This window comes from Floridaenema evergladense BLCC-F167 (assembly GCF_041929205.2).
In the GTDB taxonomy this organism is placed as follows: Bacteria; Cyanobacteriota; Cyanobacteriia; order Cyanobacteriales; family Aerosakkonemataceae; genus Floridanema; species Floridanema evergladense.
Map to the genome: position 1 here is coordinate 2,820,442 of NZ_CM171625.1, position 25,563 is coordinate 2,846,004.

The window sequence follows — 25,563 nt, forward strand, 5'->3', positions numbered from 1 at the left end:
TAGCCCCCCTTGCAGAAGGGGGGAACAAGAAAAAATTAATAACTGCAACTTGCGTTATTAGTTAAACTCTTCCTTTTTCTTCCTTCGTGTCCTAAAACGCTATCGCGTTTCGCTGCGCTATCGCGTCTTACGCGCTACGCGCACGCTACGCGAACGCGGTTCAAAAAAAATCTCTAATCCATATCAAAGGAAAAAAAAGTGTTTATTAATAGCAAAGAAGAACTGTTATTAACTACCGATGTTCTAGTAATTGGAGGAGGGCCTGCCGCAGCATGGGCAGCGTATGCAGCAGCAGCGCAAGGAGTGAAAGTAATAATTGCCGATAAAGGTTTCCTGGGTACAAGCGGTGCAGCCGCAGCCAGTGGCAATGGTATTATGGCTCCTTCTCCAGAAGATTGGGAAAAAGTTTTGTGGGAACGCTATCGCATAGCGAAAAACCTAGCTAACTTACGTTGGATCGAGCGAGTCCTTGAAAAAACTTGGCTCAGTTTACCATTGGTAGAAGAGTGGGGCTATCGTTTTCCCAAAGAGAATGGCGAATCTATACGCCAGAGTTATTATGGCCCCGAATATATGCGGATACTGCGGAAAAATCTCCTGCGTCTGGGCGTACAAATCCTTGACCAAAGCCCAGTTCTAGAGCTTTTATTAGCTAATGATGGCTCAGTGGCAGGCGCAAGAGGTGTTCAAAGGCAACAGCATCGAGCTTATACTGTTCGTGCTGGTGCGGTTGTCATGGCGAATGGCGGCTGTGCATTCTTAAGTAAAGCACTCGGTTGCAATACCAATACGGGCGATGGAATGCTGATGGCAGTGGAAGCTGGGGGCGAACTCTCCTGTATGGAAGCTTCTAATCACTATGCGATTTCGACTGCTTTTAATGCTACAGTCACGCGGGGAGTTCCCTTTGGCTGGGCTAGTTACACTGATGAAGCAGGTAACGATTTGGGTGGTTATATCAATGGTCGTCGCGATCCCTCGTTCCTTCCCAATGCGTTGCTCAAAGGGCCTGTTTATGCTCGTTTGGATCGAGCCACGCCTGAAGTAAAGGCAGTAATTGAAAAGTCTCACTTTATCGCTTTTCTACCTTACAAAAAAGCGGGTATCGATCCTTACAAGGAGCGAGTGCCTGTAACGTTAGTTTTTGAAGGTACAGTTCGGGGTACAGGCGGAATTCGGATTATTAATGATAGTTGCGCTACAAAAGTCCCTGGACTTTACGCAGCTGGGGATGCAGCATCCCGCGAGTTGATTGCAGGTTTGGCTTCTGGTGGTGGTGGGCCAAATGCAGCCTGGGCAATCTCGACGGGACAATGGGCGGGAGAAGGCGCAGCTGCCTTTGCTAAGATTCTCGGCGCTCATGCTCATGAACGAGTGGTGCATCCTGCGGGTCAAGCGGGACTGAGATCCAAGTTTCGTACCACAGAAGCGTTTGATAGTGATGCGATCGTCCAAGCCGTACAAGCCGAAGTATTCCCATTAGAAAAAAATTACTTCCGCTCCGAACAAAAACTTTTGGATTCTCTCGCCAAATTAGAAAGACTTTGGGAGCAGGTGCAAGGAAATCCGAAACAGGATACAGTTCGGGATGTAGAACATTCTCGTCGAGCGGCTGCTCTGACAGCGGTAGCGCGATGGGCATATTTTAGTGCTTTACATCGCCAGGAAACGCGCAGCGAACATATCCGCGTGGACTACCCCCAAACCGATCCAAATCAGCGTTATTACCAGGCAACAGGCGGTTTAGATCGGCTTTGGGTGAGACGGGATTGGATTAAGGATTCAATTGCAACTCCACCAGCACCGATCGCTCAAACCACACCCTCTGTATCAAAACTGTAGCAGGAGCAGTATCATGATTGAGCTTGTGAGTCATAAACTTTGTATCAATTGCAATGTGTGTGTCCATGTTTGTCCCACCAATGTTTTTGATACTGTTCCCAATCAACCGCCCGCGATCGCTCGACAGGAAGACTGTCAAACTTGTTTTATGTGCGAGGCTTATTGTCCTGCGGATGCGCTCTATGTTGCGCCCCAATCAAATACCAACATTGCAGTTGATGAGGATGATTTAATCGAAAGCGGCATCATGGGCGAATACCGTCGCATCTTGGGCTGGGGATATGGCAGAAAAAACAACAGTGAATTAGATCCTGCTTATAAACTGCGCCAACTACCGCGCCCTTATCAAAGTTAATCGAGGTTAGATGGTTTTCTGGGAGCCTATTGGCGTAGACCTTCTGCTTACCTAGATGCGATCGTTCGTTCATCCATTTCGGCTTTCTGGCGAATAGGCGAAACACAATGATACTAGAAGTAGCAATTTTAGAAATTAAGCCTGGTTTGGCTCAAGAGTTTGAAACTACGTTCAAAACTGCTTCACCTATCATTGCTTCGATACCGGGTTATATTTCTCACGAACTTCAACGCTGTATCGAAACCTCAAATCGTTATATTTTGCTGGTGCGTTGGCAAAGGTTAGAAGATCATATCGTTGGATTTAGGCAATCTGAGAAATATGAGCAATGGCGAACCCTCCTGCATCACTTTTATGAACCCTTTCCAACAGTAGAACATTACGAAGTTGTTCAATTTAATTAAGGATTACTAACATGACTCAAACTCAATGGACTGCGGTTGATAACTATATCACCGATTTATTGATACCCTCTGATTCGGCGCTAGATGCTACGATTCAATCGACGATCGATGCCAACTTACCCAAAATTAATGTTGCTCCCAACCAAGGCAAACTGTTACATATTCTGGCTCAAATTCAAGGCGCACGAAGGATTTTAGAACTAGGAACATTGGCTGGCTACAGTACAATTTGGTTGGCACGGGCGCTTCCTCCCGGCGGTAAATTAATCACCCTAGAAGCTAATCCAAAACACGCTGAAGTTGCTCGTCAAAATATCGATCGGGCCGGACTAACCAAGATTGTGGAGATTCGCATCGGTGCAGCCTTAGACACCTTGCCACAACTTGCTAACGAAAGACAAGCCCCCTTCGATTTCGTCTTCATTGATGCTGATAAAGTAAATATTCCCGACTATTTCAAATGGGCGCTCAAACTGACTCGACGTGGCAGTGTAATTATTGTCGATAATGTCATCCGTAAAGGAGCAGTTATTGATGCGGATAGCAGCGATGAAAATATTCAAGGAGTGCGTAAATTTAATAGGCTACTAGCAGTAGAAACCAGAGTTAAAGCAACAACTATTCAAACAGTTGGCAGCAAGGGTTATGACGGTTTAACTATTGCACTCGTAATCGCTGATTAAATTTATGTGGCATAGGGATAATTCATGAATTATCCCTTTATTCAGATCTTGCAGAGTCAGGAGGTTGAACCTCCCAACACCTCGTTCCCAGGTTGAACCTGGGAACGAGAAATAGAGGCTCCGCCTCGTTATGTACGGATGCTAATTTTAAAGGTAGTTTTATGACTAATCTCGCCCTTTCTCAGAATCAAAAAACTATTCAACTCGACCTATTAGCTAAAGAAACTACGATCGCTCTAATCATTAAGATAATCGGTCTAAGTCTAACCTACTTGCTTCAAATTTTCCTCGCCAAGTGGATGGGTAGAACTGAATATGGCATCTATGAATTTGTGATGTCTTGTTCATTACTGTTAGCAATTCCCGCTGGTTTAGGTTTACCGCATACAGTCTTGCGGTTGATTCCAGAGTATCGAGTCAAACAAGATTGGCAAAGATTACATGGAGTAATGCGGGGGAGTTGGTTAGTAACAGTATTGGCAAGCTTGGGACTGGTTGCGATCGCCATTACAAGCATTATCATTATCAATCATTTTCATCACTTTATCTATGCCACACCGCTTCTATTTGGGATGGGACTTGTTTTACTTCAAGCCTTACAAAGTTTACAGGAAGAAACAGCTAGAGCAATGGAAGATATCCCCTTAGCGTTTGTACCCTCCCAAATTATTTTTCCTATTCTAGTTTTGGGGAGTGGATTTTTACTATTGCAAAGGCATGAGGATCTTACAAGTCTTCCGATGATTGAAATTGCAACTTTCATGTTTCTTATAATTGTAGGATTTCAATTAGGGCTTTTGTGGCAGAAATCAAAGCAGGAGTTTGTACCAGATAAACCTATTTATGATTATCGTGAATGGTTAGGGATTGCTCTAGTTTTATTAATTCAACAGGCATCATCAGGTATTTTAAGTCAGACTGATACAGTAATGATTGGATCATTAATCGGACCCGAATCAGCAGGTATTTACAACGCAGCGGTTAAAACTTCTTTGTGGACGAGTTTCGTCTTGCAAATTGTTAATATGGTAGCTGCGCCGATGTTTACAACGCTATATACACAAGGAGATATAGCGGGATTACAAAAAGTTGTTTCCCGCGTGACGATTTGGATTTTCTATCCGACGATCGCGATCGCTCTTTGTTTAATAACTTTCACTCAACCAATTTTAAGCCTCTTTGGTTCAGGTTTTATTGCTGCTGATTGGTCACTCAAAGTGTTAGTTTTAGGACAACTCGTAAATGCCTTATGTGGCTCTGTTGGTTATTTAATGATTATGACAGGGCATCAAAACCAATCATTTCGAGTAATTTTTTGTAGTGCCTTGCTCAATGTCGTTTTAAATGCCATCCTGATTCCGATTTTGGGAATTGTTGGGGCTGCGATCGCCACTAGTTTTACAATGATAGTCTGGAATGTTTGGCTTAGTATTCTAGTTGTTAAATATATTGGTGTCCGTCCTTCAATTCTTTACAGCTTGTTTGAGCGAGATAACCTTTCATAATAGTTGGTATCATCACCAAAACTTACAAAGCGGAATCAAAAATTTGTTTTGCTGTCAAACTGAGTTGGGGGAATAAAGGCGATTTAATAAAATTATTTCCCCTAAACACAGTTATTTGATAATCTCCATCAACTAATTCGCAAATTGTAATAGTTGGTTGTTTAGGATTACCAGTAAATCTTTTGCCACCTAACGCAGCATAATCCACAATCCAATACTCAGGAATCCCCATTTCCTCGTAATCTCTGAACTTGTCGTAGTAGTCGTCTCGCCAATTGCTGCTAACCACTTCAACAGCTAATGGAACAGATGCGGGTTGAATAACAGTTGATTGTTTGCTCCACAAAGGTTCATTAACCAGATTGTCATGATTTAATAACAAAATGTCAGGAGAATAGGTTGAATTATTGCTTGTAATTTTGACAAAAGCAGTTTTGGGAATGCGAAACGGAAGCCCCATTTGTAAGAATTGAAAGGTTATTTGTGCTGCTAAAAATCCCACAACATTTTCGTGTTCACCAGTTGGGGGTGGCATTTCTACAATTACTCCTTTATGTAGTTCGTATTGCAATCCATTTGCAGGATACCATTCGATAAATTGTTCAAAGGTTGCTAACTTGGGTAGGGTTTGGGTCATAGTTACCAATTTTACAAAAATTATGGCTTAGTTAGGCAAGACTTTCCAAAAACTGTTTGAGGCTTGGTTGTTCTATATTAATAGCCAATTCCTGAGCTTTTGCTAAAACCTCTTCACGGTTCAGCTTGTTTCGCGTTGCAAAGGCAATCAATGCTAAGGCATTAGCTCGTCCGCCTAATCCACAATGGAAATAAACAGGGGTGGGTAACGCTTCTAGTTCTGAGAGTACCTTTGCGGTTCGTTCCTCATCTGCTTGGGTTGATTTTAGTGGAATATGGGCATACTTAAGACCAACAGCTTCAGCTTGTTGCTGCTCATCATTCAAAAATCCCGTTTCATCTGGAAAACGGAGATTAACAACTGATTTGAAGCCCTGTGCGGCAAGTTGCTGCAAATCTTCTCATGTTGGTTGTCCACCAGCAGCGATCGTCTCATCAACCTTTTTGATCTGACTCATAAATACACCGCTTTTCCGCTCAAGATAGCGTTGTTTTTCTGCCCAAATCATAGCAAAGTTATGGACAGAAATTCAATATAGTAATTCTGCCCTTTTTTGACTTTGCGATCGGTCAGTTTACTAGAGACGTTGTATGCAACGTCTCTACAGCGTTTTGGATTAAGGATACTATGGTTGATTAACCGGACTTGATATTACTTATTATTCATAGCTTTCAGAAATTAAACTTCTACTTGATCAACTTCTGCTAGAGCAAAAGCTTGTTTAGCAATCAAGCGAATCAAAACAAACAGTGACAAACTCGTAACTATGATAACACTCACCACAGCTGGATCGTCAAAGTTAGTACCTGCAACTAAAAGCGCTGCGGCAATGTTACGTTGGGCAGTACCAACTGCTAAGGTACGTCGAGTGTCTTTCTCTGGGCCACCCAGAATATAGCCAAATCCGAAAGAAACTAGAATAAATCCAATTATTATGAAAATTGTCCCTGTTTTGACCATTTCAATCAGACTGCTAAACTGAATTATCAGCGAGGTACTCAATCCTAAAATTAAGCCAGCACTCGAAATTTGCCGCATCCAGGGTTGTAGGGTAGCTGCGATCGCTTCATTTTTTGCTCGAATCAGTAATCCGATCGCTAAAGGAATTAACATCAATGTGACTAAAGGTTTCAAAATCTGCCAGGGATTTACTTGGATATTTTGTAGAGCGATCGATAAAGCAAACGGCATATAAAATGCAGTAACACATATCATCAGCATCATCAGTCCAGCAGCATAAGCTAAATTGCCATTTACCAACTGAGCAAGTTTGGGTAATACTGGAGGGCCACCAGCCACTGCCATAATTGTAAACCCAATTCGGAAAGGTTCGCTTACAGGAATAATTTGCAGCAGCAAATACACAAACAATGGCACCAAAATAAAGTTTGCTAGCAATGATTGGAGAATCAATCGAATATTACGAAAAGGTTGCCAAAGTTGTTGAATAGTTAGACTCAATCCCGTATCCAGCAGCATTGAAAGAATTAAGGTCAGAAATGCTAGTTTGTTGATGAGGCGAAAGTCGATAAATGTCAGGATTTCATTCATTAGTTGGCGATCGGTTTAAGCCGAAAAATTATTTGGAATAATGAACCGCAGAGGCGCAGAGAACGCAGAGAAAAGAGAGAGAAAATATAAGTAGCTGGTAACTAAGCCGGATTTGATATGATTCTCTCCTTTAATGTTTTTTATACTTCTTGCAAAAGTATGAAGTCTAAGTTTTTAACCATAGATATCTACAGATAAACACAGATAAAACTTAGAGATTGTCTCTTTTTGCAAGAAATCTTTTGTTCTTAGGGCTTATCCCAAATCCGGCTTAAATACCCCTTGATTCTCTAGTCCGCGTAGGCGGACTTTGTTTGTGTAGCTGCGATTTCAATCGCTTTTAAATCCAATGTGACTTTTTGCAAGTTGCCTGTAAACGCAAATGGTGGTTGATAAGCTTCAACAACAGGTGTACCCAAATCTTGACCAACGTCAAAGGTTTCGTCTAAACCCAAACGGTAGGGGACAGTTTTGGCGATGTGTCCTTCACCTACGGGTTTGTCGTTGATGAATAATTTACCTATGCCTCCAGCACCAGGAGTTCCGCCATCAGACTCAAACTCAAATCTGATATTGGATGGTCCAACGGGAACTTCTTCCTTAGATTTGATTAAGGTCCGATCGCTCCCCAAAAAATTATAAGCAAAAATCGGTTTACCATCGTCAAGGAAGAAACTCCATCCGGCAAAACGTCCACCCTGAGCAACTAAAACTCCCTCTGCATCGTCGTTATCTTTGGGAATATCAACCGCTGCGGTAATGGTAAAGGATTTGTTTTTCAAGTCTGGCGCACTACCTTCGGGAATCCCAGTTGCACCGGGATAGTAGGTAAAATGAGTCCGACCTGCTGCTAAACTGGGGCGAATGCTGACATCAAAGCGGTTTAAGAGGCGATCGTCCAAAGGCAAAACTTTATGCTCACGCGCTTCAGCTAAAAAGAGGGATTGCAGTTCCTTTAATTTGGTGGGATTTTCCTCTGCCAGGTTGTTTGCTTCGCTGAAATCTTTGGTAATGTCGTAAAGTTCCCAGGTGTCTTGGTCAAAACTAGTTTTAGAAACTCTTTCCCAAGGTAAGCGCCCATGTCTAGCTGCGGCAATCCAACCTTTATCGTAAATCGCCCGATTACCAAACATCTCAAAATACTGAGTTGTGTGCTGCGATGGGGCATCTGGATTATCAAAAGTGTAAGCTAGGCTGGTGCCTTCGATCGGTTGTTGCTCCACACCATTCACAATGGTAGGCGGTGTAATCCCTGTTGCTTCTAGAATCGTTGGTGCGATATCAATAACATGATGGAATTGAGTGCGAAGTCCGCCCCGATCCTGAATACGATCGCCCCAAGCAATCACCAGCGGATCGCGAGTACCGCCAAAGTGAGATGCAATCTGCTTAGTCCATTGGAAAGGTGTATTTACAGCCCATGCCCAAGCAGCATGAAAATGGTTAAAGGTTTTTGGGCTACCCAGTTCATCAAGAGAAGCAAGCAGTAGTTGCCGATCTTCAGGTACACCATTGAATACTTTTAATTCATTCACAGTACCCGTTAAACCACCCTCAGCACTGGCACCATTATCGCCGACAATATAGATAACCAGCGTATTGTCCAGTTCTCCGAGTCGATCGATCGCATCAATTACCCGTCCGATTTCGGCATCAGTATGGGCGGTAAATCCCGCAAATACTTCAGCTTGATGAGCAAAAAGTCTTTGATCCTCTTTTGATAAAGAATCCCAAGCTGGTAATTCTTTGGGACGTGGTGTAAGTTGAGCACTAGCAGGAATCACGCCCAGTTGTTTCTGACGGGCAAAGGTTTCCTCGCGCAGTTTATCCCATCCTTGATCGAATTTCCCCTTATACTTGTCAATCCAAGCTTTCGGCGCATGGTGGGGTGCGTGAGTTGCTCCTGTGGCAAAGTAAGCAAAGAAAGGTTTATCAGGTGCGATCGATTGTTGAGTCCGAATCCAAGAAATCGCATGATCTGCCAAATCTGGGGTTAAATGATAATCGGGATTGTCAGTTGGTTTTTGAATCCGCTTAGTATTCTCCACCAATGCTGGACTCCATTGGTTTGTATCACCGCCTAAAAAGCCGTAGAAATAATCAAAACCAAGATGGGTGGGCCAGCGATCGAACGGCCCAGCAGCACTAGTTTCATAATCTGGCGTGTTGTGCCATTTCCCAAAAGCTGCTGTACTATAGCCATTTTGCCGCAGCACTTCTGCCACCGTCGCTGCACTCTTGGGCAGAATGGTGGTATAGCCCGGAAAACCTGTCGCTAACTCCTCAACTACACCTGTATTTACGGAATGGTGATTGCGTCCGGTTAGCAATGCCGCTCTGGTGGGAGAACAAAGGGCTGTAACATGAAACTGGTTGTAGCGTAATCCCCGTCCTGCTAATTTGGTCAGATTGGGAGTGTCGATCGGCCCACCAAAGGTGCTGGTTTGCCCAAAACCTACATCATCAAGCAGAATTAGTAGTACGTTGGGAGCTTTTGCTGGTGCTGCGATCGATTTAGGAAAATCCGGTTCAGATTCCTTATAAGTAAGTCCTATTTTCCCCTGAAAATCTGGATCTGGAACAGGCAGAATCTTAGAAGTTGCAGCCATTGCAGGCAGAGGAAAAAGGCTAATAATGCTGAAAAAAATCATCGCCACGAATCGGACAAACATCTGTATCATGTCCTTTCGTTGCCATCCCATGAAACCAACTCGTAACATAATTCATTCTCCTCACGTCAAATTCTTTACTAAGCGAAACCCGATATGGGTTGTCCCAGTATCAGGAGCTTCTGACTCCCGTGCTGCTGGACGAAAGCGACTGCAATAATTAGGCGCACAAAGGTAAGAACCGCCCTTAATCACGCGCAGAGCCGATTCTTCAGGTTTTTTGGGGTCAAAACTTTCTGCTTGTGTAGGGCCTGTGGGATTGCTTTGATGGGATTTGTGTCCGACGTGATACCAATCGGAAGTCCATTCCCACACATTCCCTGTTATGTCGTAAAGTCCGTAGCCGTTCGGTTCAAAAGAACCAACGGGAGCAATGCCTATATGACCATCTTCTTTGGTATTGAAAAAAGGGAAAATGCCTTGCCAGGTATTCGCTTTTGTCGCTGAATATCGATCGCCCCAAGCGTAAGTTGCGCCATCTAAGCCTCCCCGTGCTGCATATTCCCACTGCGCTTCGGTGGGAATTGATTTTCCAGCCCATTTCGCGTAGGCAACCGCGTCTTCGTAAGCAATGTGGACAACGGGGTAGTTGTCTTTCCCTGCGATCGAACTATCCAGCCCAAACGGATGTTTCCAGTTTGCCCCAACAGTCCAATGCCACCAACTCAGGACTGGAACAGATTTTACACCAGGTTTTGCCATTTGAAAGACTAAAGAACCTGGCGATCGCTTCTCCTCTGGTAAATCGGGAAATTGTTCTTCGGAAAGGAGACGTTCTGCAATAGTGAGATACCCAGTAGCAGCAACAAACTCGGCAAACTGAGCGTTGGTGACTTCCGTTCGATCGATGCAAAAGCGATCGACACTAACATCTGTAGCCGATCGCTCTTCCTCAAATCTAGGGTCATCAGAGCCAATCTGAAAACTACCCCCCGGAATCATTACCATTTCAGGCGGACAGGAGTTTGCTGCCCATGCTAAACCTGAAAAATTCAGCAGCGTAGCAAAGATGATTAGACACAGGAATAAAGTTATTGTCAAATGAAAAACCTTTCTCCCTGGTTTCGGGTATTGGGCGCTACGGATGACAGGCAAGATGCCTGTCCTACGGGACTGGGATTCTTTATGGGGCAAGTACATCAATACCAAGCTCTGAATCTTTTTCTGGACAGTAAGGATATAATCTACGATATATCGGTAGATTTACAGTACTATAATTAAACAAGAGTCTGACACATTTACTATGAGAAAGCAAGAATTCAGATGTCATATAGTTTGTAAAACTTAATGTTAGAAAATCTAACAGTTAGTGTATAGTATCAATGTGTCTTGTAAGTCCCTAATTTCCGTGTCTACAAGAGCAACAGATGTTTGCTCAGAAGTTACGAATTAGCAAATGCTGTCGTAACGGTCGAATCATCATTGATGTTGCATGAAAAGCCATTGACGCATAGCGTCTTGGCGGAACGCACATTAGAAAAGATAAAACATGACTACAACACGCAAGTTTCGTTTAGGTGCATTCATTCAAGCCACAGGACATCATGTTTCTGCTTGGCGGCACCCTGATGCACAGATTGATGCAGGACTAAATTTCGAGCATTATAAGGAGATTACTCAAACTGCGGAACGTGGATTATTTGATGCTGTTTTTCTGGCAGATAGTCCCAGTGTTTGGGGAGGTACGCCAGAAACACAAAGCCGCAATGGTAAAATCGTCCACTTTGAGCCAGTTACCCTGTTTTCTGCCTTGTCTGCTGTGACGCAAAATATTGGTTTTGTTGCCACTGCTTCGACTACATACGAAGACCCTTATACCTTGGCGCGAAAGTTTGCTTCCTTGGATCACTTAAGTAAAGGTCGAGCGGCGTGGAATGTTGTCACCACTGGCAACGAGAATGCTGCACAGAACTTCGGACTTGAGCATCATCCCGATCATAGCCAGAGGTATGAACGAGCCGAAGAGTTTGTAGAAGTGGTGAAAGGATTGTGGGATAGTTGGGAAGATGATGCCTTTATCCGTGACAGGGAATCGGGGGTCTACTTCGATCGAGAAAAGCTGCACATTCTCAACCACAAAGGCAAATATTTCTCGGTTAAAGGGCCATTAAATGTTGGTCGTCCAATCCAAGGTTATCCAGTGATTGTGCAAGCGGGAGCTTCGGAAGCGGGACGGGATTTAGCTGCAAGAACGGCTGAGGTGATTTTTACTGCTAATCAAACCCTGGAAGATGCTCAGGAATTTTATGCCGATCTTAAAGGTAGGTTAGCAAAGTATGGTCGATCGCCCGACGACCTAAAAATCATGCCCGGAGCATTTCCAATTATCGGTCGCACAGAAGCCGAAGCACAGGAAAAATACGAGTTTCTGCAATCTTTGATCCATCCCGAAGTTGCCTGGGGCATCTTAAAGAACTATTACAAAGGTGTCGATTTATCTAAATATTCCCTCGACGATTCGGCTCCCGAACTGCCTAGCGACACCAATACTAACAAGAGTCGGCTGAAACTGGTTAAAGATTTGGCAACTCGTGGCAATCTTACACTACGCCAGTTGTATCTCTCCCTCTCCACTGCACGCGGTCATCGTACCATTCTGGGAACACCCGAAAGCATCGCTGACCAATTAGAAGAATGGTTTAACAATGATGCAGCAGATGGATTTAACATCATGCCACCAATCCTGCCGACAGGATTAGATGATTTTGTCAATTTGGTGATTCCCATTTTGCAGAAACGTGGGCTATTCCGTACCGAATATGAGGGCAGAACTCTGCGGGAAAATCTGGGTTTGCGTCGTCCCGCCAATCGTCTCGCTGCCAAAGGTCGGGAAGAGCGATTGGTTGTGGCGTAAGGAGCAGGGGGGCAGAGGGGCAGAGGAGGAAGGAAATAATACCCAGTCCCCAGTCCCCAGTCCCCAGTCCCTATTTTGTAAACACTTCTACTTTTTTGAGGAAATTATCATGGTTGAATTTAGCCGTTTGCATATTTCTCGTTCTGCTGCAATCCGGGCCAAGCTGGATTATCCGGTGATTGATACCGATGTGCATACCAATGATTTTACTCCGGCTTTTGAGGATTACATTGCTACTTATGGTGGCGCACAACTGGTGGACGAGTTACGTAAAGCGGAAAATTACCGTTTAAATTCTAAGGTTGATGGAAAGGACTGGTATCAACAAACGCCAGAGGAGCGGCAGTATTATCGCACTTTGCGAGCACCTTGGTGGGCTAGAGTTACCCGCAATACGCTGGATCTGGCTACCTACACTTTACCGGAATTGCTTTATGAACGGCAGGCAGAGCAAGGATCGGACTATTCGGTGTTGTTTCCCAACAATGCTTTAGCAGCATCGGGAGCAAAACCAGAGAATCGTCAGGCATTACAACGGGCAATCAATCACTATCATGCTGATATTTATCGCAAGTATAGCGATCGCCTCACCCCCGTTGCAGGCATTACCATGAGTACACCTGAAGAAGCGATCGAGGAATTAGAGTTTGCAGTAAAAACCCTGGGATTGAAGGTGATTAATATTCCTGGTGGGGTGAAGCGACCGATTAAGGCGATCGCAGATAAATACCCAGCCGACCAATATCCAGAAATCGCCAAGTATGCCTACTACATTGACTTTTTCGGATTGGATAGCGAATATAATTACGATCCATTCTGGGCAAAAGTTGTGGAATTAGGTGTACCCATTACCACTCACTATGGTAGTCAAGGCTGGACGGGACGTTCTTCCATCAGTAACTACATGAATAATCACATCGGTCACTTTGCTGATGGCTCGCAAGCATTTGCTAAAGCCTTGTTCTTTGGTGGTGTAACCCGACGCTTCCCACAGTTGCGCGTTGCTATGTTGGAAGGTGGTGCAGATTGGGGTGCTCATGTATACATTCATTTGGTCGATCGCTTCTCCAAGCGCAACCTCAAAGCACTGCAAAACTACAACCCAGAACTGACAAATGCTAATGAGTTGTACGAGTTGTTTGAACGCTTCGGTGGCGACATTACTAAAGGATACTCTCTGAATAAAGAGGAGTTGGTTGAAACTGTTCTGGGTGCTTCCTTCACTCGTTATAGCCGTCAACCTGTGGGTAGCGAATTAGAAGATTTTGCGGCTGCTGGAATTGAAACTATTGAAGATATACGCGATCGCTGGGTGAACAACTTCTTCTTTGGATCTGAGTCGGACGATCGCACGATCGCAGCTGCATTCAACAATAAAGCTAATCCATTGGGAGTCAAAATTAACGCGATTTACTCTTCAGATGTTGGTCACTGGGATGTACCCGATATCACTCAACCTCTAGCGGAAAGCTGGGAACTGGTGGAAGAAGGAGTCATTTCCGAAGCTGACTTTAAAGCTTACGTCTTCGAGAATCCCTACAAACTTTACACCGAAGCTAACCCGAATTTCTTTAAGGGTACTGCGATCGAATCTAAACTCGCTAAGGTCGAATCCCAATCTGTTGATAAGCCGCTGGCAACAGTTTAACCAACAGAGATATCGATATCAAATACCTATGTTCCTGGAATGAGCTTGGTTTCCTAATCATTAACGATACAGGCAAGGGGCTTAAGCCCCTCCTGTACTTCATGTAATAACCTTCGTTAGGAGTAACAACTATGTCTGTTGAACATCGCTCTTACAATGCCCCTAATGGTTTATTGCCTTATCTGTTTGCGCCTACTAATACCAGTGATGCTGCACCATTAGTGCTTTTTTTGCACGGCGCACGCGATCGCGGAACCGATCTCAATACCCTGCTGAAATGGGGTTTACCGCGTTTTGTCAATGAGTCTGATTCTGTACCATACTTTTTTGTAGCACCTCAGATTCCCGAAGCACAAACTTGGGTTGAACGGGCATTAGATGTGATTGCATTGCTGGATGAGTTGATCGCCTCGCACGCGATCGATCCATCAAGGGTGATCATCTCTGGATTTAGTTTAGGTTCAGCGGGAGTATGGCATCTTGCGGCATCCTATCCCGATCGCTTTGTAGGTTTAGTTGCTGTATCTGGTCGAGTTCCTAAGAGTTTAACCGAACCTGAACTTGCAGCACTCAAAGACATTCCCATTGAGATGTTTCAAGGTGGACAGGACAAGAACTTGCCCGTTGAAGATGCAGAACAGTTTGTCGCGACCTTACGAGGTTTGGGAATAAATGTGAATTTTACAGTTCTACCGGAAGAGGATCATTTTATTGCCGATGAGGTTTATGGCGACCCTCAGTTGCAACGATGGTTCGTTTCTCTTAACCGTCGCGATCGTGCGTTGGCGTAGCGTGCCGTCAGGTGTATTGCTGTTTGATAGTTTACATGACAACAAAATTCTATGATACATCCTCCGATCGACTGGAAACTGATAGAGTCTAAATACTTTATCCACGATCCTCTTGATTCGATGACAGTTGACATTTTGCAAGAGCAAATTCAATATTATCGGGAACGAGCTTCGGAATACGACGAATGGTTTTTCCGGGAAGGACGTTACGATCGCGGCGAGCAACATCGACGGCAGTGGTTTTCGGAAGTTTTTGAAGTAGAAGCTGCACTTCGAGCGTCTAAACCTTCAGGAGATGTCTTAGATCTCGCTTGTGGAACAGGTTTATGGACGCAGCATTTAGTTCCTTTAGCAAATCGCGTGACTGCGGTAGATTCTTCGCCAGAAGCGATCGCGTTGAATAAGCAGCGTGTCAATTCTAACTCTGTTGAGTACATTGTTGCTGACATATTCAACTGGACTCCTAACCAACAGTTTGACTATATTTTCTTTGGTTTTTGGCTCTCTCACATTCCAAAAGAAAAATTTGCATCTTTCTGGCAGATGATTAAAGGAGCATTAAAACCTGATGGGCGAATCTTTTTTGTAGATAGTCTGTTTACCCAAGATTCTACAGCTAAAGATCATGCAACGTTGAATAAGCAAGGGTATGCCCAACGGAAGTTGAATGATGGGCAAACTTACCGCATTGTGAAGATCTTCTATGAACCAAATGAGTTAGAAGAATCCTTGCAAAACTTAGGGTGGTACGGTTATGTTCATGCCACCGAAAACTATTTCCTTTATGGCTTGTTCGATCGCTAATTTATGACATTACCTACTACAAAACTCGGTCAAACTGGATTGACGGTTTCCCGTCTAGTTCTTGGTACAATGACCTTTGGTTTCCAGTCTGATGAAGAAACATCCAAACAAATCCTTGACAGTGCCGCTGATGCCGGAATCAACTTTCTCGATACTGCCGATGTTTATCCTTTGGGGGGTGGACTGGCAACAGCGGGACGGACTGAAGAAATTATTGGGCGCTGGTTGAAAAGTAAACGGGAACAGTTTATTCTGGCAACTAAGTGTGTTGGTAAAGTAGGCCCTTCGCCTTGGGATCAGGGTGCTTCGCGCAAACATATTCTGGATGCGATCGATGCTTCCCTGCGAAGACTGCAAACTGATTACGTAGATTTGTACCAGTTGCACTCCGATGATGCTTCAACTCCTTTGGATGAGACATTGGAGGCTTTGGATGCGATCGTCAAAGCTGGTAAAGTACGTTACATCGGCGTATCAAACTTTCTGGCATATCGTCTTAGTCGAGCCTTGGGACGTGCTGATGTTCGGAATTTAACCCGCTTTGTCTCAATCCAACCTCGGTATAATCTGCTATTCCGCGAAATTGAGCGGGAACTTCTACCTCTAGCGAAAGAGGAAGGATTGGGAGTGATTCCTTATAATCCTTTGGCAGGCGGTCTTTTAACCGGAAAACATAATCGTGCTGATGCCCCTAGCGATGGCACCCGATTTACTCTGGGTACTGCTGCCCAAGTGTATCAAAAACGTTACTGGCGTGATCGGGAATTCAATACAGTAGAAGAGTTACGCACCGTCGCTGATGTTGCTGGCTTGTCGCTAACTACTCTTGCGATCGCCTGGGTGCTGGCAAATCCGATTATTACTGCTCCAATTATTGGTGCTAGTCGTCCAGAACAATTGGTGGAAAGTTTGAAAGCGATCGAAGTTAAACTCGATGATAGTTTGAAACAAAAACTAGATGATATTACTGCTGAATATCGTAAGGGGGATGCTGTGCGTTAGAAATAAATGATCCGACAATTTATCGAAGAAATGCTGGGAGGCAAAGGAAGCCGATGCAATTATTGATAAACTGAATGAAGTTCCCTCTATTATTCAGCATTTTTCAAAATTATAATTGCATCCTGGCAAATCTAACTTGTTGTTCAGTTACCACAACAAAGTTATTAGGTAGTTGTTCAGAATAATCGGCTAGTAAACGTTGAAGAGTATCAATCTTGTTACTAGAACGTTCATTCTGAAGGCGAAGCAAAATAATACCTCGATGCGATCGCTGTTCTCGATAAATTTTCTCACCGAAGTCTTTGTCACTGGTGAGCAAAATCCAGTTCTCGTCAAATGCTTTTTGAAGAATTTCGTCATCATTAATTCCTCTTGCTTGTTCATAAACAGAAAATACTTCATGGTTTTGACTGCGTAGCCAACGTGCTACAACAACACCTGTGTTTTCATCAACTAAAAAACGCATTAAGTTGTCTCCACTACTAGTGGCATAAAACTTGCACTTCCCAGCGATTGAGCGGCAAATAAAAGGCAAGCTCTAATGTCTTCTTCAACCAAGTTTTCGTATTCTTCTAAAATTTCTGTTACTGTTGCGCCATGAGCAAGAAGATTCAGAATGTACTCGACGGTAAGGCGAGTTCCTTTAATGACTGGCTTTCCAACCATGACTGTGGGATTAGCAGTGATTCGATTTAAAAGGTCTTGATCGGTCATTGTTCTACCATTTCATATTGAGTAGTTACGACAATCATAAGCAATCTTATTAAATTACCTATATTCTGACAATGATACGGAGAAGCTGAAGTGATGCGACGCGATAAACGCCGTTTTTTCATCAAAAAATCTCTTCTATCTCAACCTTTCCAGAGGGCTGCTGACGCACCTGCTTTACCCACAACGGCTTTTTGGTTCATTTTTTATTTTGTGAATCATTTTCGTTGGTGGTATATAGCAATGATTTTTCTGGAGATATTGCACGCCACTTGTGGGATTATGTTACCTTATGCGATCGGTGAAATTATTCGCAGCGTGACGCGATCGACAGGTGATAGCAAACTAATTTTTGATACTGTAAAACAACCCTTGATGCTGTTTGCAGCTTTGAGCGTCGGTGAAGTAGTTTTTGGGCGTGTGGGCGGACTGTTGCAAACTCTTCGACATCCTATCCATCGGCAATATATTGTTAGAGCTTTGTATGCTTACTTGCAGCAGCATTCTCACCGTTATTTAAGCAGTAGTTTTGCAGGGGCATTGGCACATCGAATTAGTGAAACTTCGCTTGGTGTGACTCAAACAATGTCAATGTTGATTACTGAGTTTATGCCTGTAATTATCGTCTACATTGTCTCTACAATGTTACTATATCGTGCCTATCCACCTCTGGCTGCATTCGTCGGAACTTGGGCAGTTTTGTTTATTAGTATTTCTTTTTGGTTGGCAACCCGCTCTCGAATTCATGCAAGGAGAGCCGCAGCTGCTAGAAGTGATACAACTGGTATTATTGTTGATTCTGTGACGAATCTTGTTAGTACTAAACTATTCGCTCGTTTGGGCTTTGAACGGCACTATTTGAATGAGCGATTAAATTATGAACTTAAACAGGTAAGAAAGTCTAATTGGTACTCGGAGCGAATTCGCTGGTTTCAGTTTATCGCATCAGCTATTCTGAAAATTGGTACTCTTTTTTATTCCCTTTTCCTTTGGAGTCAGGGAAAGATTAATGCTGCTGACTTTGTAGTAGCAACTAGTCTATCGCTGTTGATTATTAGTGAAGCTCGAAATTTAAGTAAACGATTTTTGGAATTTTTTGAACATATTGGGAATGTGAGTAATGGAGTTGGTACGATCGTTCAACCCCACGAATTGATCGATCGCGAAAATGCGATCGCACCTTCCATCACTCAAGGTAAAATTGAGTTCCGTCAGGTAGATTTCAGTTACTACTCTGGAAAGAATGTCTTCAACAATCTCTGTGTCACCATTCAACCAGGAGAACGAGTTGGATTGGTGGGTTTTTCTGGTTCGGGAAAATCTACGTTTGTGAATCTGATTTTACGATTGTTCGATCCCCAATCAGGACAAATTTTAATTGATGGGGTAGATATTGGTGATATGACTCAGGATGCACTACACGCTCAGATTAGTTTGATTCCCCAAGATCCTTCACTGTTCCATAGGACGTTATTAGAAAATATTCGTTATGGTCGATTAGATGCAACTGATGAAGAAGTATATGAGGCATCGCGGAAAGCTCATGCTCACGAGTTCATTATGCGGACAAAGGAGGGATATGATTCTCTAGTGGGCGAACGGGGAGTTAAACTTTCTGGGGGACAGAGGCAGCGGATTGCGATCGCCAGAGTTATCCTTAAAGATGCACCAATTTTAATTTTGGATGAAGCTACTTCCAGTCTTGATTCTATTACCGAAAAAGCAATCCAAGATACCTTGGATTTAGTAATGGATGGAAAGACTGTGATTGTGGTAGCGCATAGATTATCTACAATTTCGCATCTCGATCGGATTTTAGTATTCGATCAAGGCTCTATTGTTGAAGATGGCACCCACGCTAAACTGTTAGCACAAAGAGGCGCTTACTATAGGCTATGGCAAATGCAAGCAGGTGGATTTTTACCAGAAAAAGATGACCATAACGAGCATCTGGAATTTCAAAAGCAACGACCTGCTTAGTTCTAATAAGTAGGTGCAAATAAATAAAGTGATAATAGTTATCTTTGGATGGGGCGGGCATCCTGCCCGCCTTGATTTTCACATACCCTACTTGCTGCTAAACATGAAATATGTAAGACTAATAGTTAGATAATCTAACTATCGAGTGAGGTCAATTAATTCGTGACCAGACTTACTGAAAGTGTAGGACGATCGCAACCTCCAATCACTAACTCCTCTGTCATCTTAGAAACATACGCCCTAACGCGACGCTTCGGGAAAGCGAGCGCAGTAAATGACTTAAACTTGACTGTGCAAGCAGGAGAAGTTTTTGGTTTACTAGGGCCGAATGGGGCGGGTAAAAGTACAGCGATCAAAATGCTAACAACCCTATTGCCTCCTAGTGCTGGAGGTGCAACTATTGCGGGGTTGGATATCGTTCGTCAAGCTGCTAGGGTGAGAAGGGCGATCGGCTATGTTCCCCAATCACTTTCTGCCGATGGCAGTTTAACAGGTTATGAAAATCTGCTAATTTTTGCCAAGTTATACGATATTCCCCGAAAGAAACGAGAAAATCACATTCAGGAATTGCTGAATTTTATGGGTTTGCAAGATGCGGCTCATAGATTAGTTCAGCAATATTCTGGAGGGATGATTCGTAAGTTAGAAATTGCTCAAGCGATTCTGCATCAACCATTAGTATTGTTTTTAGATGAACCAACTGTTGGACTTGATCCTTTAGCCCGGAGTAATGTTTGGGAATTAGTGGAAAGATTGCGATCGAACTTTGGCACAACTGTCTTTTTAACTACTCATTTTATGGAAGAAGCGGATGTTTTGTGCGATCGAATTGCAATCATGCACGCCAGTCAAATTATTGTCACAGGTACACCCACAGAATTGAAGGCATCATTAGCCAAAGAAGATGCAACTTTGGATGATGTTTTCATTCACTATACCGGGGATTTATTAGCATCGGGAGCGAATTATCGTGAAACCTCAAGAATCAGGCGTACTGCTAAACGGTTGGGTTAAACCAAAACATGAGCGTACCAATAACTGGCTAACTGCAACAGCGGAATTAATTAGAAAAACGATCGTCCTCACAGAATTAGAAATACGTAAATTGCTTCACGATCCTAGCGACTTATTTGTGCGTGCTGTTCAACCCGTACTTTGGTTAGTAATTTTCGGACAAGTTTTTTCCAAAATTCGCGCAATTCCTAGTAATGGCTTGCCTTATTTAGATTTTATGGCAGCGGGAATTTTGGCACAAAGTGTTTTGTTTGTAGCGATTTTTAGTGGGGGAATGTCGATTATTTGGGAACGAGATTTAGGTACAGTGCATAAATTTCTCGCTAGTCCGACTCCCCGTGCGGCAATGGTGCTTGGTAAAGCTTTAGCTGCTGGGGTGCGAAGTTTTTGCCAAGTGATTATTATTTACTTATTGTCAATGCTCATTGGCGTACATCTCAATCATAATCCCCTGAATTTTTTAGGGGTTGTATTAGTTGTGTTTTTAGGGGCAGCTTGTTTCTGCACTTTTTCTTTAATTATTGGCTGTTTGGTAAAATCACGAGAACGCTTTACGGGTATTGGACAATTGTTGACCATGCCTTTATTTTTTGCTAGTAATGCGATTTATCCAGTTGCTTTGATGCCGATATGGTTGCGATCGATCGCGCACCTAAATCCTTTAACTTATATGGTGGATGCTTTGCGGGCAACAATGCTAGAGAATGGTCGCAGCATTTATGGATTTGGTACAGACTGTCTGATTTTGCTAGTAGTCGTGGCAGTTTTTACTTATATTTGCGGGAGGCTTTACCCAAGAGTAGCAACTTAGGGATTAGAGACTGGGGACTAGGGACTAGGGATTAATTAACAATTCTGGTAAATGGTCAAAGTTTCTTCCCAGTACCCAGTACCCAATCCCCAGTCCCTAATCCCCATCTCCCCGAAAAACTGGTCGCCCATTAAGTAAGAGTAGAAGTAAGGCAGTAACTCTTTTTGAAGTAAAATTGCTGCTCTGCATTTACTTAACATCAGCGATTAGTGGAGTTAACAATCTAATGGGGAAAAAGCAACATAATCGAAAAATCACGTCAGAAAAGTGTGCCGCTAGAGTTATGGAAACAATCCCGTTAGCAATGCGGTTTATCCGCGCAGATATCCGTTCTCGCAATTCTACAACTATGTCTGTGCCGCAATTTCGGACGCTGGCATTTCTGGATCGCAATCCTGGCGCATCTCTTTCTGATTTGGCAGAACATTTGGGAGTTACCCGTGCGACTGCTTCAGCGAATACAGAACGGTTGGTGCAACGCGATTTCGTGTATCGCCGTGACGATCCAAAGGAACGACGACGAGTAGTTCTTAATCTGACGGAAGCGGGAAAGGTTCATTTGGAGGAATGTCGATCGCAAACTCGCGATCGCATTTCTGAATTACTTAATAGTTTAACAGAACAGCAAATTCTTCTAATTGAAGAAGGATTAACTCTGCTCAAAGATGTGTTAGAAGAGAACTCTTTAGAGCTTCCTGAAGAGTGAAGTAACTGGATTTGAAAAATGTGGTGGACAACAAAAAAACAAGTAACTGAAAATAGTTTAAGTACTCAACGGCATGATCCTTTTGCTGCTCTGAGATTTCGCAATTATCGACTATTTACGATCGGTCGGTTATTGCTGTATTTGGGTTATCAAATGCAAAGTGTGGCTGTGGGTTGGGAACTTTACGATCGCACTGGTTCAGCGCTGGTTTTAGGTGGGGTTGGCTTGGTGCAAGTTATCCCCATCATGGCTTTAACTTTAATTGCTGGAGATTTAGCCGATCGATTCGATCGCAAATTTACCATGCTTTTTACAATTTGGCTGCTCTCCTTCTGTTCCTTCGGTTTAGCCATTCTCTCCATCACTAAAGGTTCAATTTTTCTCATCTACAGCTGCTTGTTATTAATTGGAATTGCTAGAGCATTTAATAAACCAGCTAGTGATGCTTTTCTTTGGCAATTAATTCCCAAAAATGCTTTCACAAATGCTGCTACTTGGAATAGTAGTACTTTTCAATTTGCTTCAGTGGCAGGCCCATCTTTAGGAGGAATTATCATTGCAGTTCTTGGAAGAGCTACAGATGTTTATATATTGGCAGGAGTTTTAGCTTTTTTATCTTTAGTTGCTGTTGCCTTAATTCCTAAACAAAAAAAGATATTATCCAAACAGCCTTTCTCCATTAAAGCTTTAGCTGCTGGAGCTAAATTTATTTGGAATAATCAATTAATTTTAGCAGCAATTACCCTAGATTTATTCGCTGTCTTGTTTGGCGGAGCAATTGCTTTGTTGCCAATTTATGCCAAAGATATTTTACACGCAGGACCAGCAGAATTAGGTTGGTTACAAGCAGCCCCTGCGATCGGGGCTTTAATGATGACAGTAATTTTGGCTTATTTACCTCCCTTTCGCCAGACGGGAAAAGCATTACTTTTATCAGTTGTCGGTTTTGGCATAGCAACTATTATCTTCGGTCTTTCTCGTTGGTTGTGGCTATCATTATTCATGTTATTTTTGACTGGTGCTCTTGATAGCATCAGTGTGGTAATTCGGCATACTTTGGTACAGATTCGCACTCCCAATGATTTACGAGGTAGAGTGTCGGCTGTGAATAGTGTTTTTATCAGTATGTCTAATGAATTGGGTGGTTTTGAATCTGGATTAGTTGCTGCCTTTTTTGGGCCAATTTTCTCTGTTGTTAGTGGAGGTATTGGCACAGTACTTGTAGTTGTGGCAGTAGCTTTGATTTGGCCTAAAATGTGGCACTTGGATTCTATTCAAGGTGATTGACTCAAGATCCCCGACTTCTTGAAGAAATCGGGGATCTGGAACTGATTTTTAATCTTGACTAAATCGATAGATATACCGGATAATAATTTTAAGTCAATTTAGTTAGAGTATCTAACTATTTGCTAGACATCGAATCCAGATGTCTCCTATCAGCTATCAAGATTTCTCGGACGATCTCTGCCTTTTCATTACAATCGATCGCCACTTTTGACTTGCAACTGGAGAAAAATTATGAGTCCAATCCTGACTGAAAACAAAGACGCTCAAATTTCTCAAAATTTAGAAATTCACCCGATTTCTGGACGCATTGGCGCAAAAATTCTTGGTGTTGATTTGAGTGCAAACCTTAGCGACGACACGATCGGCGAAATTCGCCAAGCTTTAATTAAATACAAAGTGATTTTCTTCCGCAATCAAAAACTTGATGCTGAAGGACAAGTCGCTTTTGCACGTCGTTTTGGGGAACTTACCACAGCGCATCCCACAGTACCATCACTTGCGGGACATCCAGAAGTTTTAGATTTGGATTATGGTCGAACTGCCGCCCGTGCGAATAACTGGCATACTGATGTTACCTTTGTCGATCGCCCTCCGCTGGGTTCTGTGTTGCGTGCGATCGACATTCCCCCCGCAGGTGGTGATACCATTTGGGCAAACAGCGTTACAGCGTACCAAGACTTACCGCCCGTTCTCAAGAATTTAGCAGATCAACTTTGGGCTGTGCATAGCAACGCTTACGACTATGCAGAAGCAGCGGTGAAACTTTCTGAGGAAACTAAAGCTTACCGAAAAGTTTTCACTTCAACTGTATATGAAACCCTGCATCCTGTGGTGCGCGTTCATCCTGAGTCAGGAGAAAAAGGGCTATTTATTGGTGGTTTTGTACGTCAGATTCAAGGCTTATCAACAACTGAATCAGATGATATTATTCGGCTGTTGCAATCTTACGTTACTCGCCCTGAAAATACAGTTCGCTGGTGTTGGAAAGTTGGCGATGTAGCATTTTGGGATAACCGTGCCACCCAACATTATGCGATTTATGATTACAGCGATCAACCGCGTCGTATGCAGCGGGTAACGATCGCAGGCGATCTTCCAGTTAGCATCAATGGCAAACACAGCGAAGCTATCAAAGGTGACTCTTCCACCTACAATCAAAATTAGGAATTAGACATATTGTAGAGACGTTGTATACAACGTCTCTACAATGTTTCCTTAAGTTAAATTTTGTCTGGTTAATTTGGGAGAGAATCAAATCTATGCAATACAAAAAACTTGGTGAAAGTGACCTTAAAGTTTCTGAAATCTGCCTTGGTACTATGACCTTTGGGCATCAAAATACCATTGAAGAGGCACATAAACAGTTAGATTACGCAGTTGCTTATGGCGTTAATTTTATTGATACAGCAGAAATGTATCCTGTGCCTCCGCGTGCTGAAAGTTATGGAACTACTGAAGCTTACATTGGTGAATGGTTAAAAAAACAACAGCGAGATCAATTGATTATTGCTACTAAAATAGCTGGGCCAGGTCGAGCGGTTAAATGGGTGAGAGATGGGGCACAAGAGATTAATAGAGAGAATGTTCAACGAGCAGTTGATAATAGTTTAAAGCGATTACAAACTGATTATATAGATTTGTACCAGATTCATTGGCCCGATCGCTATGTTCCTCTGTTCGGGCAAACAATATTTGACCCACAACAGGAAAGAGATACTGTTCCTATTGCTGAACAATTATCAGTATTTGCTGATTTAATTCAAGCTGGTAAAATCCGTTATCTGGGATTAAGTAATGAAACTCCTTGGGGTGTTAGCGAGTTTAGTCGTGTTGCTAAACAATTAGGATTACCAAAAGTTGTTTCAATTCAAAATGCTTACAGTTTAATTAACCGCACCTTTGATTCGGCATTGGCAGAAGCTTGCTATCGAGAAAATATTGGGTTATTAGCGTATAGTCCTTTAGCATTTGGTTACTTATCAGGTAAGTATGTGAATGGAAAACCAGAAAATACTCGCATTACTTTATATCAGGGTTTTGGGCAACGTTATCATAAACCTAACGTCAATGAAGCAGTGGCAGCTTATGTAGAAATTGCCCATAAATATAATCTCTCGCCTGCCCAACTTGCTTTAGCATTTGTGCGAAGTCGCTGGTTTGTTACTAGTACAATTATTGGGGCTACAACTATAGAGCAGTTGCACGAGAATTTGTCTAGTTTAGATGTGGTTCTAGACAAGGATATTCTAGCAGAAATTGATGCTATTAATGTTAAATATCCTAGTCCAGCACCTTAAATAGTGGAACAC

24 protein-coding genes are annotated in these 25,563 nt (G+C 43.0%); 17 read left to right on the forward strand and 7 right to left on the reverse strand.

Annotated features, from left to right (window positions below; all coding sequences use genetic code 11):
* Positions 1-198 precede the first annotated feature (198 nt).
* From ACE1CA_RS13915 to ACE1CA_RS13935, 5 genes are all read left to right on the forward strand, one after another.
* A complete protein-coding gene (locus ACE1CA_RS13915; protein WP_413279678.1) occupies positions 199-1,842 on the forward strand; it encodes an FAD-dependent oxidoreductase in 1,644 nt (547 codons plus the stop codon).
* Positions 1,843-1,855: 13 nt separating this feature from the next.
* Positions 1,856-2,197: a 4Fe-4S binding protein gene (locus tag ACE1CA_RS13920; protein ID WP_413279679.1), complete on the forward strand. Its 342-nt coding sequence runs from the start codon at positions 1,856-1,858 to the stop codon at positions 2,195-2,197.
* Positions 2,198-2,304: 107 nt separating this feature from the next.
* Complete coding sequence (locus tag ACE1CA_RS13925) at positions 2,305-2,601, forward strand: antibiotic biosynthesis monooxygenase family protein (protein ID WP_413279680.1); 297 nt, start codon at positions 2,305-2,307, stop codon at positions 2,599-2,601.
* A gap of 11 nt (positions 2,602-2,612) precedes the next feature.
* Positions 2,613-3,284, forward strand: coding sequence for an O-methyltransferase (locus ACE1CA_RS13930; protein WP_413279681.1), 672 nt, complete (start codon positions 2,613-2,615; stop codon positions 3,282-3,284).
* A 161-nt stretch (positions 3,285-3,445) separates the two neighbouring features.
* Positions 3,446-4,789, forward strand: coding sequence for a flippase (locus tag ACE1CA_RS13935; RefSeq protein ID WP_413279682.1), 1,344 nt, complete (start codon positions 3,446-3,448; stop codon positions 4,787-4,789).
* A 22-nt stretch (positions 4,790-4,811) separates the two neighbouring features.
* Here ACE1CA_RS13935 and ACE1CA_RS13940 read toward each other — a convergent pair whose 3' ends face one another.
* The 5 genes from ACE1CA_RS13940 to ACE1CA_RS13960 form a co-directional block, all read right to left on the reverse strand.
* Complete coding sequence (locus ACE1CA_RS13940) at positions 4,812-5,426, reverse strand: Uma2 family endonuclease (protein ID WP_413279683.1); 615 nt, start codon at positions 5,424-5,426, stop codon at positions 4,812-4,814.
* 31 nt (positions 5,427-5,457) lie between these two features.
* Positions 5,458-5,820: a protein tyrosine phosphatase family protein gene (locus ACE1CA_RS13945; RefSeq protein WP_413279684.1), complete on the reverse strand. Its 363-nt coding sequence runs from the start codon at positions 5,818-5,820 to the stop codon at positions 5,458-5,460.
* Between the two features lie 284 nt (positions 5,821-6,104).
* Positions 6,105-6,977 carry a bile acid:sodium symporter family protein gene (locus ACE1CA_RS13950; protein WP_413279685.1) on the reverse strand — a complete coding sequence of 291 codons (873 nt, stop codon included), beginning with the start codon at positions 6,975-6,977 and terminating at the stop codon, positions 6,105-6,107.
* A gap of 290 nt (positions 6,978-7,267) precedes the next feature.
* Positions 7,268-9,649 carry an arylsulfatase gene (locus tag ACE1CA_RS13955; protein WP_459563669.1) on the reverse strand — a complete coding sequence of 794 codons (2,382 nt, stop codon included), beginning with the start codon at positions 9,647-9,649 and terminating at the stop codon, positions 7,268-7,270.
* Between the two features lie 60 nt (positions 9,650-9,709).
* Positions 9,710-10,669 (reverse strand): formylglycine-generating enzyme family protein, encoded by a 960-nt coding sequence (locus ACE1CA_RS13960; RefSeq protein WP_459563670.1) that lies wholly within the window; start codon positions 10,667-10,669, stop codon positions 9,710-9,712.
* A 466-nt stretch (positions 10,670-11,135) separates the two neighbouring features.
* Here ACE1CA_RS13960 and ACE1CA_RS13965 point away from each other — a divergent pair, with 466 nt between their 5' ends.
* The 5 genes from ACE1CA_RS13965 (at position 11,136) to ACE1CA_RS13985 (ending at position 16,745) form a co-directional block, all read left to right on the forward strand.
* Positions 11,136-12,500, forward strand: a complete 1,365-nt coding sequence (locus ACE1CA_RS13965) for an LLM class flavin-dependent oxidoreductase (protein ID WP_413279688.1) — start codon at positions 11,136-11,138, stop codon at positions 12,498-12,500.
* Between the two features lie 109 nt (positions 12,501-12,609).
* Entirely contained in the window at positions 12,610-14,148 is a 1,539-nt protein-coding gene (locus ACE1CA_RS13970; RefSeq protein ID WP_413279689.1) for an amidohydrolase family protein, read from the forward strand.
* Between the two features lie 131 nt (positions 14,149-14,279).
* A complete protein-coding gene (locus ACE1CA_RS13975) occupies positions 14,280-14,939 on the forward strand; it encodes a carboxylesterase family protein (RefSeq protein WP_413279690.1) in 660 nt (219 codons plus the stop codon).
* 51 nt (positions 14,940-14,990) lie between these two features.
* The gene (locus ACE1CA_RS13980) at positions 14,991-15,743 is read left to right on the forward strand and encodes a class I SAM-dependent methyltransferase (protein WP_413279691.1); all 753 of its coding nucleotides are present in this window, start codon (positions 14,991-14,993) and stop codon (positions 15,741-15,743) included.
* 3 nt (positions 15,744-15,746) lie between these two features.
* Positions 15,747-16,745 carry an aldo/keto reductase gene (locus tag ACE1CA_RS13985; protein WP_413279692.1) on the forward strand — a complete coding sequence of 333 codons (999 nt, stop codon included), beginning with the start codon at positions 15,747-15,749 and terminating at the stop codon, positions 16,743-16,745.
* Between the two features lie 109 nt (positions 16,746-16,854).
* Here ACE1CA_RS13985 and ACE1CA_RS13990 read toward each other — a convergent pair whose 3' ends face one another.
* Together ACE1CA_RS13990 and ACE1CA_RS13995 are read right to left on the reverse strand one after the other, a co-directional pair.
* Positions 16,855-17,211, reverse strand: a complete 357-nt coding sequence (locus ACE1CA_RS13990; protein ID WP_413279693.1) for a DUF5615 family PIN-like protein — start codon at positions 17,209-17,211, stop codon at positions 16,855-16,857.
* Positions 17,211-17,459 (reverse strand): DUF433 domain-containing protein, encoded by a 249-nt coding sequence (locus ACE1CA_RS13995; protein ID WP_413279694.1) that lies wholly within the window; start codon positions 17,457-17,459, stop codon positions 17,211-17,213. Before ACE1CA_RS13995 ends, ACE1CA_RS13990 begins: the two co-directional genes overlap by 1 nt.
* 93 nt (positions 17,460-17,552) lie before the next feature.
* Here ACE1CA_RS13995 and ACE1CA_RS14000 point away from each other — a divergent pair, with 93 nt between their 5' ends.
* From ACE1CA_RS14000 to ACE1CA_RS14030, 7 genes are all read left to right on the forward strand, one after another.
* Positions 17,553-19,436, forward strand: coding sequence for an ABC transporter ATP-binding protein (locus tag ACE1CA_RS14000; RefSeq protein WP_413279718.1), 1,884 nt, complete (start codon positions 17,553-17,555; stop codon positions 19,434-19,436).
* A 162-nt stretch (positions 19,437-19,598) separates the two neighbouring features.
* Positions 19,599-20,450, forward strand: coding sequence for an ATP-binding cassette domain-containing protein (locus tag ACE1CA_RS14005; RefSeq protein ID WP_413279695.1), 852 nt, complete (start codon positions 19,599-19,601; stop codon positions 20,448-20,450).
* A complete protein-coding gene (locus ACE1CA_RS14010; RefSeq protein ID WP_413279696.1) occupies positions 20,407-21,261 on the forward strand; it encodes an ABC transporter permease in 855 nt (284 codons plus the stop codon). Before ACE1CA_RS14005 ends, ACE1CA_RS14010 begins: the two co-directional genes overlap by 44 nt.
* Before the next feature lie 226 nt (positions 21,262-21,487).
* Complete coding sequence (locus tag ACE1CA_RS14015) at positions 21,488-21,967, forward strand: MarR family winged helix-turn-helix transcriptional regulator (RefSeq protein ID WP_413279697.1); 480 nt, start codon at positions 21,488-21,490, stop codon at positions 21,965-21,967.
* Positions 21,968-21,985: 18 nt separating this feature from the next.
* The gene (locus tag ACE1CA_RS14020; protein ID WP_413279698.1) at positions 21,986-23,254 is read left to right on the forward strand and encodes an MFS transporter; all 1,269 of its coding nucleotides are present in this window, start codon (positions 21,986-21,988) and stop codon (positions 23,252-23,254) included.
* 231 nt (positions 23,255-23,485) lie between these two features.
* Positions 23,486-24,418: a TauD/TfdA dioxygenase family protein gene (locus ACE1CA_RS14025; protein ID WP_413279699.1), complete on the forward strand. Its 933-nt coding sequence runs from the start codon at positions 23,486-23,488 to the stop codon at positions 24,416-24,418.
* Between the two features lie 95 nt (positions 24,419-24,513).
* Positions 24,514-25,551 (forward strand): NADP(H)-dependent aldo-keto reductase, encoded by a 1,038-nt coding sequence (locus tag ACE1CA_RS14030; RefSeq protein WP_413279700.1) that lies wholly within the window; start codon positions 24,514-24,516, stop codon positions 25,549-25,551.
* Positions 25,552-25,563: the final 12 nt, after the last annotated feature.